We start from the raw sequence: 14,034 nt of genomic DNA on the forward strand, positions 1-14,034 counted from the left end.
TTGAACTAGCTGTCGTCACTAATCTCAAATTGACACTGAGCCTGTTGGCTTTGTGATTGTTGAGTGACATTAAAACCTTTCTCTTTTAACAAGTGTAAAAGGTTGCCTTCTCCAACTAGGTGTAAGGCACCAACCACAATCAAGTAGTTCCCTTTTGAGTCGAGTTTCCAATCATTGGCTGCTAGTTTGTTTGCCCAGTCGATATTGCGATCAGTTAAGAATGCTTTCTCGAGTTCAGGCGACATCTCAGACAGCTCTGCGAAGGCTTCCAGCTTCGCTAAATCACCCGCTTTCCAGCTTTCAATTAGGCAATGAACCACATGATCAGTTTGGTCAAATTCCTCAAGGCTACTGACTAACCATTCCTTACCGTCATCCTTTTGTTTTGTCATCAGGTCTATTTGGAATTGTAGTGGCTCTAAACTGATCACCGGGACATCTTGGATAGTCGCTTTGTAAGCTAGCGTCGCATCAACGCCTCCTGCGGACCCATAACCAAGATTTTTTAACTGCTGCATCTGTATGGAAAGAGATGTCGCCCAAGGCGGTGAGCTAAGCAGTTGTTGCGTCGGCATATCCAATGATTTTGAGATGTCGATTAATAATTGCAGCTGTTCTTCATTGAGTACATCGGCTGTAGTGAGTTTGTTGCGGGGATATACAACGCCATCAGACTTTCTGATATCCGTTTCGATAACTAACCCATCACTGTTTTTTAGCGCGTCGGTTATCGCCGAAGGAAGTGGGTACATACTCTCGTCCCCAACGTGCACAGAACCTAAGATAGTGAGTGTCAGTTCATCTTTTTTTGCTTGCCAATAAAGAGGCTCGGCGAGCGCTTGCCTTGCTGAAAAAGCGAAAACGAATAAAACCATGTACCAGAGTGGGCGCAAAGGGAGCTCCTTTAGGAAGTATTAAACTCGTTAAAATCGATTTTGACGGTGTTTTTTAACGGTTTTTTTTGAGAATGATGTCACGTTGTTTGTACGAAAAGTATAACAACCCGAACAAACTCTTAAACCTTTCTCTCTATCAACGACACGATTTTATGAAATCCTTTAAAAAGATTGTGATTCAATTCTCAATTTTTACGTCAAAATAAAACTGACGGAAGTGCCGTTAATTCTAACTTAATGATTTTTATATAATTAATTTTGTCGCTGATTTTGAGATTTGAAGCTGATCACTTTATTAGCTTGATTTAATTCACGGTAAAAAATAAGCCCATATAGTTTAGCTAACTTTCGAAGCGCTCCAATTTGCTTCTTACTCAATTTTTAAATTTATGGGTGAATACGATGTTGAAGAGAAACTTACTATCTGTAGCGGTACTGGCTGGTTTGGCGGGTTGTGCTGTGACACAAGCACCAGAGCAAAAGGTGGTTAATGCACTGGCTGATAACCTTGATGTGCAATATGAAATCTTGACGAACCACGGTGCAAACGAAGGCATGGCTTGTCAGGACTTAGGCGCAGAGTGGGCATCATGTAATAAAGTGAACATGACGTTAACTAACGATGGTGAAGCGATTGATTCAAAAGACTGGACCATCTACTTCCACAGTATTCGCCTTATCTTAGATGTTGATAATGAGCAGTTTAAAATCACTCGCGTAACCGGTGACTTACACAAGCTTGAACCAACAGAAAAGTTCGATGGTTTTGCGGCGGGTGAAGAAGTGATTCTTCCGCTAACAAGTGAATACTGGCAACTGTTTGAAACTGACTTTATGCCGGGTGCATTCGTAACGGCGCCAAACGCAGAACCAAAGATGATTGCTTCATTGAATACGGAAGATGTCGCGTCATTCGTAACGGGTCTAGAGGGTAACAACCTTAAACGTACACCTGATGACAATAACGTAATGGCGACAGCGGTGACGCGTTTTGAAAAGAATGCTGATCTCGCAACTCAAGATGTATCAACAACGCTACTACCAACGCCAATGTCGGTAGAAGCGGGTGAAGGATCTGTGAGCATTGCTGGTGGTATTGCCCTACCAAAAGACGCATTCGATGCTGATCAGTTCGCTGCAATCGAAGAACGTGCAGATGTGGTAAACGTAGATGTGAGTGGTGACCTTCCAGTAAGTGTTACCGTTGTTCCTACTCAGTTTACGGGTGATTTGGCGAAACCTGGCGCTTATGAACTAAGCATCTCGGAAGAGGGGATTGCGATTAAAGCGTTTGATAAAACAGGTGCTTTCTACGCAGTTCAGTCTATTTTTGGCCTAATAGACAGTCAGAACGCTGAATCATTACCACAACTGTCGATCAAAGATGCACCGCGCTTTGATTACCGTGGTGTGATGGTGGATGTAGCTCGAAACTTCCACTCAAAAGATGCCATCTTAGCAACGCTAGACCAAATGGCAGCCTACAAGATGAATAAACTGCACCTTCACTTAACGGATGATGAAGGTTGGCGTTTAGAAATCCCAGGTTTACCAGAGCTAACGGATGTAGGGTCTAATCGTTGTTTCGATTTGGAAGAGCAAAGCTGTCTACTGCCTCAGCTAGGTTCAGGTCCAACAACAGATAACTTCGGCTCTGGTTTCTTTAGTAAAGCGGATTACGTCGAGATCTTAAGCTACGCAAAAGCGCGCAGCATCGAAGTTATCCCAGAGATTGATATGCCAGCACACGCTCGTTCTGCTGTGGTATCAATGGAAGCACGTTACACTCGCCTAATGGCGGAAGGTAAAGAAGCGGAAGCGAACGAATACCGTTTGATGGATCCACAAGATACATCGAACGTGACGACTGTTCAGTTCTACGATAAGCAAAGCTTCATTAACCCATGTATGGAATCGTCGACTCACTTTGTTGATAAAGTGATCTCTGAAGTGGCAGCAATGCACCAAGAAGCGGGTGTTCCGCTAACGACTTGGCACTTTGGTGGCGATGAAGCGAAAAACATTAAGTTAGGCGCTGGCTTACAAGATATTAATGCAGAAGACAAAGTGGCATGGAAGGGAAACATTGATTTATCTAAGCAAGATAAGCCGTTCCAACAGTCTCCACAATGTCAGAAACTAATTGCGGACGGTACAGTAAGCGATTTCGGTCATCTGCCAAGCCACTTTGCAGAAGAGGTGTCTAAGATTGTTGCTGACAAAGGCATTCCACACTTCCAAGCGTGGCAAGATGGCCTGAAATACAGCGAAGGTGAAGAAGCATTTGCAACAGAAAGTACGCGCGTTAACTTCTGGGATGTTCTTTACTGGGGCGGTACTTCATCAGTTTACGACTGGTCAGCGAAAGGTTATGACGTAATTGTTTCTAACCCAGATTACGTATACATGGATATGCCATACGAAGTAGATGCCGCAGAGCGTGGTTACTACTGGGCAACGCGTGCAACAGATACTCGTAAGATGTTTGGCTTTGCTCCAGAGAACATGCCACAAAACGCAGAAACGTCATTAGACCGTGACGGCAATGGCTTCAGCGGTAAAGGTGAGATTGAAGCGAAACCTTTCTACGGTTTGTCAGCTCAGCTTTGGTCTGAAACAGTACGTACCGACGAGCAGTATGAATACATGGTATTCCCACGCGTTCTTGCAGCAGCAGAGCGCGCATGGCACCGAGCAGATTGGGAAAACGACTACAAGGTTGGCGTTGAATACTCTCAAGAAACTAACCTAGTGAATAAGCAAGCGCTAAACAGCGACTTCAATCGCTTCGCCAATATCGTGGGTCAACGTGAACTGGCTAAGCTTGAAAAAGCGGGCATTGATTACCGACTACCCGTGCCGGGCGCTCAGGTTGTGGATGGTAAGTTAGCGATGAACGTTCAATTCCCAGGTGTAGAGCTTCAATACTCAGCAGATGGTGAAAAGTGGCTAACGTATGATGAGCAACAACGTCCATCGGTCTCTGGTGAAACTTACATCCGCTCTATTTCAGAAAGTGGTGAGAAAGTAAGTCGAGTTACCTCAGTTAAATAATCGATAAGCACTATTAGTAAAAGAGCTCCTGACCTTTATCTTATTCAAGATAAAACGGGAGCTCTTTTTGTTTGATGCGAATTAGGTGTTTATCCAAAACTGAAACATATAGAAATCGCCTTTGTTTATATCGTCAACAATGCACATAAGGTGACTTTAATCCCAAAAGTGACGCGCTTCTCATTATTCTCTTCAAAAAATAAGTCCCCTGTAAAAAACTCTAAATCAAATGTGATTCAACTATCTAAATCTAATTTTTCTTCGTGAAATAATGTGATCCCGATCTGTATATTTTTCCATCTTGAGTTTTTTATCAATTTTTATATTTTTAAGTTATTGATTTTAAATAGTTAAATAACTTGTCCTTTTTTGATAGTGAGAGGGATCACTCTGTTGCTCCTTTTATTTTGAAACGCAAATTAATTCGAGCAACATAGATTTCATGCCAGGGAGGCGACCAACTACTCAAGCGGTGAAGGTGAATGATGTACCGAAGATATACCGCTGAAAAAATCAAACTAAGGCAGTTTACTATGAAAAAAATTATCGCTCTAAGTGCTCTTTCTCTTGCTTTCGCTTCTAGTGCTTTTGCTGGTTCTTCTTACGTTACAGGTAACGTTCAATTTCACTCTGATTTCCAACCAAACGCTACGTCAACTCTAGAAGCGGGCCACACGTTTGATTCAGGCACAACACTACTAACAGAGTTCGATGGTATCTCTCTTGGTAAGTACGACAATGACGCAATCCAAGACAGCGGTCTAGGTAACTCTCCATACATCACTCTAGGTGTTGAGCAGATGTACAACATCAATGACAACCTATGGGTTGCTGCGGGTTACCACCACCTACTAAACAACGGTGAAACGGTTCAGTACCGTCCATTGGTTAAGATCGGTTACAACTTCGAGAACGGTATCTCTATTAGCAACCGTACTCGTTACCACGCTATGGAAGATAGCAAAGCTGACGATCAAACTCGTTTTGACAACCGTATCGGTTACGCAGTAAACGCTGAGCTAGCTCTAAGCTACAACAACGTATACGTAATCAGCGATGCTGATAACACAATGGACCACGAGCTTCGTGCGACATGGACTCGTCAAGGCGTTCAACCTTACTTTGAGTACCGTAACCAAGCTGACAACGCTAACAACGCATTCGTATTCGGTGCTTCTTACGGCTTCTAAGCTGATTCACTTGGCTGTTTAGTCGATTAGATTATTGGCTAAGTGAGCTTCTTTGCTAATTAGCTTTTTTGTTAACTAGCGACGAAAACATAGCGGTACCAACAGCCCGGTTGGTGCCGCGACAAGATTTGCTTTACTGTCCAAAAGCAAAGAGCCTAGCAAGTAAACCACAGTCTTGGGTTTACTTAATGTTAGGCTCTATTTTTATAACTTCTTAAATATTGCTTTGTGCCGGTTTCTTTACGCTCTAATTACCATCGTAATGACGGTATTCAAACACCTGACCTTTCTCATTAAACGCATACACAGAATACTCGTCTTTCTTATCGCCATACTCCATGCCCGGTGAGCCCATTGGCATACCTGGAACTGCTAAGCCAATTGCATTGCGTGGCGGGTTTTCTAAAAAGGCTTTAACATCATTAGCCGGAATGTGTCCTTCAAATACGTAACCATCGATCTCTGCTGTGTGGCAAGAGGCTAGCTCTGGCGTTACCCCTAGTTTCTGCTTGATTGGATTCATATCATCGTGGAGCTTCTCTGTAACATCGAACCCAGCATCTCGCATATGTTCAGTCCATTCTGTGCAGCAGCCGCAGTATGGAGACTTATGGTTTAGAACATCAGTAGCTAGAGCTTGTCCTGAAATTGCAGCGAGTGCAGTAAGAGTCATAATTTTACGAATCATGGTTAACCTCATGAATATGGTTTTTGTTGATATTAGAATGAGTAGGTTTGAATAATCTCAGTCTGTTAGCATTGCTAACTACCGTAATTGACGACATCGCCATAGCAGCTCCCGCAACAACAGGGCTAAGTAGAAAACCGAAAAATGGGTAGAGCACACCTGCAGCGATAGGAATGCCTAGCGAGTTATATATGAAGGCTCCAAACAGGTTTTGTTTCATGTTTCTCACGGTCGCTTGAGACAGTTCTATTGCGTTACTCACAGACAGTGGCGACGAGTTGAGGAGTGTCATTTGCGCACTCTCGATGGCGACATCACTGCCACTGCCCATTGCGATACCTATGTCGGCCTGAGCAAGCGCTGGTGCATCGTTAATGCCATCTCCAACCATGGCAACACTCTTATATTGCTGTTGAAGCTGAACAATATGCTGAGCTTTCTGCTCTGGAAGCACTTCCGAGATAACCTCGTCGATACCGACGTTCTTACCAATGGCTTGAGCCACAGAGTCGTTGTCGCCCGTTAATAGCACAGTGTGAATTCCGGCGGATTTTAGTTGAGCTATCGCCTGTTTGCTATCTATTTTTAACGCGTCTGAAATGCCCAATATGCCTTCTAGTTTTTGGTCAATCACGATGAAAATAGGCGTCCAGGCTTGCGAGCGGCAAAGCTCGATGAAATCTTCGCCAATCTCTGTATTGATGCCTAATTGGGTGAGGAACTTAAGCGAGCCAACTTGCACGTTCTTGCCGTTAATTGTTGCTTGTACGCCAAGCCCTCGTTGGTTTTCGAACTCGCTATGAGGTAGTGCTGAAATTTGTAGGCTCTCTGCATATTGGCAAACGGCTTTGGCGAGTGGGTGCTCAGATCCCACTTCTACTGAATAAGCATAAGCCAGTAACTCTTGCTCCGTTAGATTAGAGTAAAAGGCCTGTTGAACGGTTGGTTTGCCTTGGGTCAACGTACCTGTTTTATCAAACACAACAGCATCGATCTTGCTGGCAGACTGCAATACATCCGCATCTTTAATAAGAACGCCAAACTCAGCCGCTTTACCCACGCCAACAGTAATCGACAGTGGCGTTGCTAGGCCTAACGCGCATGGACAGGCGATAATCAGTACTGTGGTTGATACTACTAGCATGTAGCTTGGGCCAACAAAAAACCAAACTAAGGCGGCAACGGCAGCGATCGCGACCACAACCGGAACGAAAACGGCTGAAATAGAATCGGCAAGCTTGGCGATTGCTGGTTTACTGCTTTGCGCTTGGCGAACCATTTGAATGATTCTAGCTAGCATGGTGCTTGAGCCAATCCCAGTCGCTTCAATAATTAAGCTACCATCGCCATTAATGGTGCCCGCAGAAACGCCATCACTCACCGATTTAACGTTGGGAAGTGGTTCACCGGTCAGCATCGATTCATCGATGTAAGACTCCCCAGATACAACAACACCATCAACTGGCACTTTTTCTCCCGGTTTGACGCGTACTTGCATGCCGACTTGGATAGCTTCTACAGCAATGGTTTGTTCTTTGCCATCGACGATGACCACCGCTTTTTGAGGTTGTAGGTTAATCAAAGCTTGTAGTGATTTTGTGGTGCGAGCTTTGGCTTTGGCTTCAATGTAGTGGCCCAAAGAAATTAGACCAACGATCATCGCACTCGCCTCAAAGTAGACATGGCGAGAGGCCTCAGGGAACCATGACGGAATCAACACAACTAGCATGGAGTAGAACCATGCTGCGCCTGTACCCAAAGCAACTAACGTATCCATGGTCGCGCGCTTGTGCATCAGTGATTGCCAAGCATTGGTGAAGAAGCTACGACCTGAAGTGGCTAGCAGTACCAAACAGACGACACCGATTAAGCCCCAAGCCAATTGGTCGTTAAATGTAGCAATAGTCATGCTGCCACCAAACAGACCCCACGCCATCAGCGGAGCACCGATAAGCAGCGCGCTTACCGAATTTTTTAGGAAAGCTTTTTGGGTACGAAGTTGTTGTTCTTGCTGTTTTTGTTGTTGAGTCGCCGCGTCATCAACGAACTCTGCACCATAACCTGCGGTTTTTACGGATTCTATTAGCGCGCTTTCGATGACGTCTCGTGTTTTAGAGGTGAAAACTAAGGCTGTCTGTTCTGCGAGATTGATCTGAGCTTGGTCGACGAACTCATTCTTTTTCAGTGCTTTCTCTACCGAAGAAACACAACTCGCACACGTCATTCCCTCAAGAACAAGGTGATAGGTATATTGGCTAGCAGCAGGTTTATCTTGTGTCGGCTCCACTGGCGCTGTTTTTTTATCGTATTCTGAATCTGAATTAGATAAAGGCTCATTAACTTCTGAGTAGGAAGCCGCGTGATAACCCACGCTTTCGATCAACTCAATAAGCTCGGGTTCTGAAAGCTGAGTAACCAAGGACAATTCATGTTTGCTGATTTCTAGGTCTGAGATTTGCTCGGTTTGTTCAAGTGCTTGAGTCAGCTTGCTAACGCACTTACCGCAGCTAAGACCGGATAACGAAAGGTGCAGTTTATTGCCCATGCTATAACCAAGCGTCGCCAACTGTTCGTTGAGTTGAACGTAATTAAATGGAGTCGAAATATCGATGTAGGTCGGCGATATATCATTGATCGTCGTGTTGTCGAGATCAGCAAACAGGGTGCGGACTTTCTTCGCACAACCCATGCAATTTAAGCCGTTGAGCGCGGTTGTGTAGTGGTTCATATCGATACTCCAATTCTCATCTACGCCTAACATAAACCTTCCCGTAAGGGTAAGGTCAAACATAAATTCAAGAATTTGATCTTAGTGGTGCATTAGCTGGTGGATTCAATTTGGGAATGAGAGAGGGGAATAAAGAATGTGCGACTATAATCTACAGGCTAATACCATCGATTTGCTACTTTGAAGACGTAATTAGTCTTTCAATAACAGCTTTCGTACAACAACAGTGCATTAATCATTCACTACTGATTGTAGATTTAAGCGGTGGTGATAAAATAGCGCCCAAAATTTAGTGATATTTTTCTGTTACAGGCTTTGTAATGGCGAGCACTAAAAGAATCACCTACATAATCAAGGTATTTAAATGACGGTTAAAACTCGTTTTGCTCCTAGCCCAACTGGCTATCTTCACGTTGGTGGTGCACGTACTGCACTTTACTCTTGGCTATTCGCTAAAAACCAAGGCGGTGAATTCGTTCTACGTATCGAAGACACAGACCTTGAGCGTAACTCTCAAGAAGCGGTTGATGCAATTCTAGAAGGCATGCAATGGATGGGTATGGAATGGGACGAAGGTCCTTACTACCAATCTAAGCGTTTTGACCGTTACAACGAAATGGTTGATAAGCTACTTGCTGAAGACAAAGCATTCAAATGCTACGCGTCTAAAGAGCTGCTTGATGAAATTCGTGCAGAGCAAGAAGAAAACAAAGAAATGGCTCGCTACGATGCTAACCACCCTAAAATTGTTGCAGCAAACGAAGCAGCAAAAGAAGGCGATGCGTGCGTTATCCGTTTCCGCAACCCTAAAGAAGGCAGTGTAGTATTTGATGACCAAATCCGTGGTCGCATCGAAATCGCTAACAGCCAACTTGATGACCTAATCATTCGTCGCACAGACGGCGCTCCTACTTACAACTTCGTAGTAGTAGTGGATGACTGGGACATGGGTATTACACACGTTGTTCGTGGTGAAGACCACATCAACAACACACCTCGTCAAATCAACATCTATGAAGCACTAGGCGCGCCAGTTCCAACTTTCGCTCACTGTGCAATGATTCTAGGTGATGACGGAGCGAAACTTTCTAAGCGTCATGGTGCTGTTTCTGTAATGCAATACCGCGACGAAGGTTACCTACCAAATGCACTAAACAACTACCTAGTTCGTTTAGGCTGGTCTCACGGTGACCAAGAGATCTTCTCTCAAGAAGAGATGATTGAGTTCTTCAGCCTAAACGCAATCAGCAAGTCTGCTTCTGCATTCAACACTGATAAGCTGCTTTGGTTGAACAACCACTACATCAAGACTTCTGAGCCTGAGTACGTTGCAAAATACCTGCAATGGCACCTAGACGCACAGAAGATCGATACAACAAACGGTCCAGCTATCACTGATGTGATCAAGCTAGTTGGCGAGCGTTGTAACACGCTTATCGAACTTGCTGAGCAATCTCGCTACTTCTACGAAGATTTCTCTGAGTTTGAAGCGGGCGCAGCGAAGAAGCACCTACGTGGTGTTGCTAAAGGCCCACTAGAGCTTGCGCTTGCTAAGGTTGAAGCGCTTGAAGATTTCACGACTGCAAACATCAAAGACGGTGTGATTGCAGCAGTATGTGAAGAGCTAGAGATCGGCATGGGTAAAATCGGTATGCCACTTCGCGTAGCAGTAACAGGCGGCGGTCAGTCTCCTTCTGTTGATGCTGTGATGGAGCTTGTTGGTAAAGAGCGCGTAATCGCTCGTATCAAGATGGCTCTTGAGTTCATCGCTGAGCGTGAAGCTAACGCTTAATTTGAGCGATTGATAGAATCAAAAAAGGGTCAGTAACTTGGTTACTGGCCCTTTTTATTTACTTAGCGTTTTATGTAGCTAAGCTTAGATTTTCTTGAAGATGATAGAGGTGTTAATACCGCCAAAGGCAAAGTTGTTGCTCATCAGATATTCAACATCCAGTTCGCGACCTGAGCCCGTGATGTAATCGAGCTTGCCGCACTGTTCATCGACATTCTCAAGGTTTAGGGTTGGGCTGAACCAACCGCTATGCATCATCTCTAGGCTGAGCCACGCTTCAATTGCACCACACGCACCAAGCGTATGGCCAAAGTAACTCTTAAGAGAGCTGATTGGTACTTCACCAAAGATATTCGCTGTCGCGTTACTCTCTGCAATATCACCTTTTTCAGTCGCAGTACCGTGCGCAGAAACATAGCCAATCTTCTCAGCTGGAAGTTGTGCGTCTCTCAATGCTTTCTCCATACAGATTTGCATGGTTTCCATCTGAGGTTGAGTCACATGAGCCGCATCACAGTTGCTCGCAAAACCTATGATTTCTGCGTAGATCTTTGCGCCACGAGCAACAGCATGTTCGTACTCTTCAAGGATCAGGGTTCCAGCGCCTTCGCCGATAACCAAGCCATCACGCTCGCTGTCGTATGGGCTAGGGGATTTCTTGGGTGTGTCGTTTTTTAAACTGGTAGCGAAAAGGGTATCGAAAACGGCAGACTCAGTTGGGCATAACTCTTCACCACCACCGGCAACCATTACGGTTTGGTAACCATGCTTGATCGCTTCATAGGCGTAACCAATGGCTTGGCTTCCTGAAGTACAGGCGCTGCTGGTGGGAATCACGCGGCCACGCAGACCAAAGAACAGACCTACGTTTACCGCGGCTGTGTGTGGCATCATTTGAACGTAAGTGGTTGCTGTGATTGCTCGTGTCGACTTCTCGTTCAGCATTACTCCGAAAGCACCAACCGCATCGGTACTGCCAGTTGAAGAGCCGTAAGCGATACCAGTTTCGCCATTGGTCAATACATCGTGACCAATTAAGCCGGCTTGCTCCAATGCATTCTCAGTCGCAACGGTAGCTAGGCGTGATACACGGCCCATGCCACGCACTTGCTTACGCTTGTAGTGTTTAGGCAGTTGGAAGTCATCAATAGGCGCGGCAAGTTTTGTGTTGAGACCATCATATTGCTCGAAGCTTGGCATATATTGAGTCGCATTTTCACAGGCCTTTAGCTTAGGCTCTATCTGTTGCCAGTCGTTACCAAAAGCAGTAACACCAGACATTCCAGTTACAACAACGCGGCGGGTCATACTAAGCCTCCATTTACTGAAATCACTTGGCGAGTTACGTAGCCTGCAATATCAGACATTAGGTAGCTGACTAGGCCGGCTACTTCTTCCGGTTCACCCATACGGCGCAGTGGTACTTGAGGAAGTGCATGATCTTTCACGTGCTCGTCAACCATACCTGTGTCAATTAAGCCAGGAGCGACACAGTTTACCGTGATCTTGCGTTTTGCGAGTTCTAGAGCAAGAGACTTAGTTGCGCCAATCACCCCCGCTTTTGCTGCCGCATAGTTAGTTTGACCACGGTTACCCATAATGCCGGATACCGACGCTAGAGTGACGATACGGCCACCTTTACGCTTTTGAACCATAGGCATGACACAAGGGTGAAGTACGTTGTAGAAGCTATCTAGGTTGGTATGGATCACACCATCCCACTCTTCTTCCGTCATCGCGGGGAATGCAGTGTCACGAGTAATGCCCGCGTTGTTCACTACACCATAGTAAGCACCATGTTCAGCGATATCAGACTCAAGCTTTTCGCGACACTCGCTGCGGTTGCTGATATCAAATTGGATAAGACGTCCAGCGCCACCTTGCTCGGTGATCGATTGTAGAGTCTCCTCAGCACCTTGCTTGTCACCCATGTAATGAACGGCGATTTCAAATCCGTCTTTCGCGAGTTGAATAGCGATCGCTTTACCAATGCCTTTGCTGGCACCAGTGACTAAAACCTGACGGGTCATGATGGGCTCCTAGTTTTCATTTCTTGTAATTTTTGTTCGGTTGGCACGTAAACATTGAGTTGGCATTGAGCTACCAACTCGCCTTGGTCTTCGACTCTTGCGGTAAATACGGCCATGCCGCTGTCTTCCATAAGCTGTTTGGCATAGATATCAAGGGTCTGACCTTGAGTAAACTCATCACACAGTGATTTATAGCGACGAGAGCCAAGCAGAAAACCGATAGGGGGAGTGGTGCCGCTTTTCAGCGCATGGTATCCAGACCACGCCGCTACAGACTGCGCCATAAACTCGATGCCAACATAAGCTGGGACCGTTTGAGATTCGGCGTCAAAGAACAGATTATGGTCACCAATATCGACCTGACAGTGGATCGACAACGCTTCTACGCTGATAGCACGATCGATTAATATCATCGGATCATCGTGAGGGAGAAGTTGGTCTACAGAAGGGATATCAGTCATTTACTACACCAAAAATCAGGCTAATGTTGTTGCCACCAAAAGCAAACGAGTTGCTTAAGATGTTCTTTGCTTTAAGTTTCTGTGAACAGTTTACCAAATCAATCTCAATATCTTCAGCTTTATCCTGACATTTTTGTAAGGGAAGCGGTAAGTCATATTTCAAAATATGCCACGCAATTGCAGCCTCAATCGCACTTGCTGCGCCTAGAGTATGCCCGGTCAGCGGTTTGGTAGAACTGACGGGAACCTTGTTTGCAAAAATACGATGAATGGCTTTACTTTCCATCGAGTCATTGAGTGGCGTTGCTGTACCATGTGCATTGATATAACCAATGTCTTCTGCGTTTAACTGTGCAGAATGTAGCGCTTTTTTCATTGCTTGTTCAGCACCATTGCCTTCAGGGTGAGGCGCTGAAATGTGGTGTGCATCAGAGCTGTCCCCACAGCCCAATAAGGCAATGTTTGACGTGTCTTGTGCTGCATTAACACCGGCTAACTTTGTTTTGCTGAGCAACATAAATGCCGCTGCTTCTCCTATGTTGATACCATCTCGGGTTGCACTAAATGGCTTACAATGTGTTGTTGAGAGTGCTTCAAGGCCGTGGAAACCATTGAGTGTCAGCTTACACAAGGTATCCACACCACCCACTAACACGGCATCAGCCATACCTGAATCTAATAAGCGCTGGGCGGTCAGAAATACGCGGCCACTGGATGAGCAAGCCGTAGATATTACGTAGTTTGGCCCCGTTAATGCGCAATACTGGCTAACGAACTCTGAGGTATCACCAAGCTCTTGTTTTGAGTAATGGTAATCTGCTGGAAACTCGCCGTTTGCCAATTTTTGTTTGAAGGCTGCTTCACCATCGGAGATCCCAGAGGTGCTGGTGCCAATAACAACAGCAATTCTATCTGCGCCAAACTGAGATTTGGCTTGCTCGATAGAATCTTCAATTTGGTGAAGAGCCGACAGCGCCAGTTGATTGTTGCGAGTGGCGTATTGCGTAAGATCTGAAGGAATCGGTGGTAGTTCACCCGCGATCTGACCAACGACAGTATGTTTACCATCGTTCAGTATATCGTGCACTTCGACCATATTTGATTCACGCTCGTCTTTCAGACAGCCATGAATATCGGTAACCTCAGAGCCTAGCGCTGAGTGGAAACCACAGTCTTGGATGTAAATAGGCATAGT

General features: G+C 45.3%; 10 protein-coding genes. 3 read left to right on the plus strand and 7 right to left on the minus strand.

All coding sequences use genetic code 11. From position 1 onward, the window contains the following. Nucleotides 1-5: 5 nt before the first annotated feature. Nucleotides 6-893 (minus strand): TraB/GumN family protein, encoded by an 888-nt coding sequence (locus ACED45_RS11890; RefSeq protein WP_371714121.1) that lies wholly within the window; start codon nucleotides 891-893, stop codon nucleotides 6-8. Nucleotides 894-1,298: 405 nt separating this feature from the next. Between ACED45_RS11890 and ACED45_RS11895 the strand changes: the two genes are divergently transcribed. Continuing rightward, a complete protein-coding gene (locus tag ACED45_RS11895) occupies nucleotides 1,299-3,950 on the plus strand; it encodes a beta-N-acetylhexosaminidase (protein WP_371714123.1) in 2,652 nt (883 codons plus the stop codon). Between the two features lie 533 nt (nucleotides 3,951-4,483). After that, the gene (locus ACED45_RS11900) at nucleotides 4,484-5,140 is read left to right on the plus strand and encodes an oligogalacturonate-specific porin KdgM family protein (protein WP_371714124.1); all 657 of its coding nucleotides are present in this window, start codon (nucleotides 4,484-4,486) and stop codon (nucleotides 5,138-5,140) included. 247 nt (nucleotides 5,141-5,387) lie between these two features. On the opposite strand, the gene ACED45_RS11905 is transcribed toward ACED45_RS11900, so the two are convergent. Continuing rightward, nucleotides 5,388-5,828, minus strand: coding sequence for a DUF411 domain-containing protein (locus ACED45_RS11905; protein WP_136974799.1), 441 nt, complete (start codon nucleotides 5,826-5,828; stop codon nucleotides 5,388-5,390). After that, nucleotides 5,818-8,589: a copper-translocating P-type ATPase gene (locus ACED45_RS11910; RefSeq protein WP_371714125.1), complete on the minus strand. Its 2,772-nt coding sequence runs from the start codon at nucleotides 8,587-8,589 to the stop codon at nucleotides 5,818-5,820. Before ACED45_RS11910 ends, ACED45_RS11905 begins: the two co-directional genes overlap by 11 nt. Nucleotides 8,590-8,920: 331 nt before the next feature. On the opposite strand from ACED45_RS11910, the gene gltX reads away from it, so the two are divergent. Continuing rightward, entirely contained in the window at nucleotides 8,921-10,348 is a 1,428-nt protein-coding gene (gene gltX / locus ACED45_RS11915) for a glutamate--tRNA ligase (RefSeq protein ID WP_371714126.1), read from the plus strand. An 84-nt stretch (nucleotides 10,349-10,432) separates the two neighbouring features. Here the strand turns inward: gltX and ACED45_RS11920 are convergent, their stop codons facing one another. Genes ACED45_RS11920 through ACED45_RS11935 form a run of 4 tightly spaced genes read right to left on the minus strand, consistent with a single transcriptional unit; the run spans nucleotide 10,433 to nucleotide 14,031 of the window. Further along, nucleotides 10,433-11,656, minus strand: a complete 1,224-nt coding sequence (locus ACED45_RS11920; RefSeq protein WP_061034129.1) for a beta-ketoacyl-ACP synthase — start codon at nucleotides 11,654-11,656, stop codon at nucleotides 10,433-10,435. Continuing rightward, nucleotides 11,653-12,378 (minus strand): 3-ketoacyl-ACP reductase FabG2, encoded by a 726-nt coding sequence (locus tag ACED45_RS11925; protein WP_019824153.1) that lies wholly within the window; start codon nucleotides 12,376-12,378, stop codon nucleotides 11,653-11,655. Before ACED45_RS11925 ends, ACED45_RS11920 begins: the two co-directional genes overlap by 4 nt. Then, the gene (locus ACED45_RS11930; RefSeq protein ID WP_371714127.1) at nucleotides 12,375-12,839 is read right to left on the minus strand and encodes a hotdog family protein; all 465 of its coding nucleotides are present in this window, start codon (nucleotides 12,837-12,839) and stop codon (nucleotides 12,375-12,377) included. Before ACED45_RS11930 ends, ACED45_RS11925 begins: the two co-directional genes overlap by 4 nt. Further along, nucleotides 12,832-14,031 (minus strand): beta-ketoacyl-[acyl-carrier-protein] synthase family protein, encoded by a 1,200-nt coding sequence (locus ACED45_RS11935; protein WP_048659796.1) that lies wholly within the window; start codon nucleotides 14,029-14,031, stop codon nucleotides 12,832-12,834. Before ACED45_RS11935 ends, ACED45_RS11930 begins: the two co-directional genes overlap by 8 nt. Nucleotides 14,032-14,034 lie beyond the last annotated feature (3 nt).

Source organism: Vibrio crassostreae (assembly GCF_041439375.1).
GTDB classification, from domain to species: domain Bacteria; phylum Pseudomonadota; class Gammaproteobacteria; order Enterobacterales; family Vibrionaceae; genus Vibrio; species Vibrio crassostreae_D.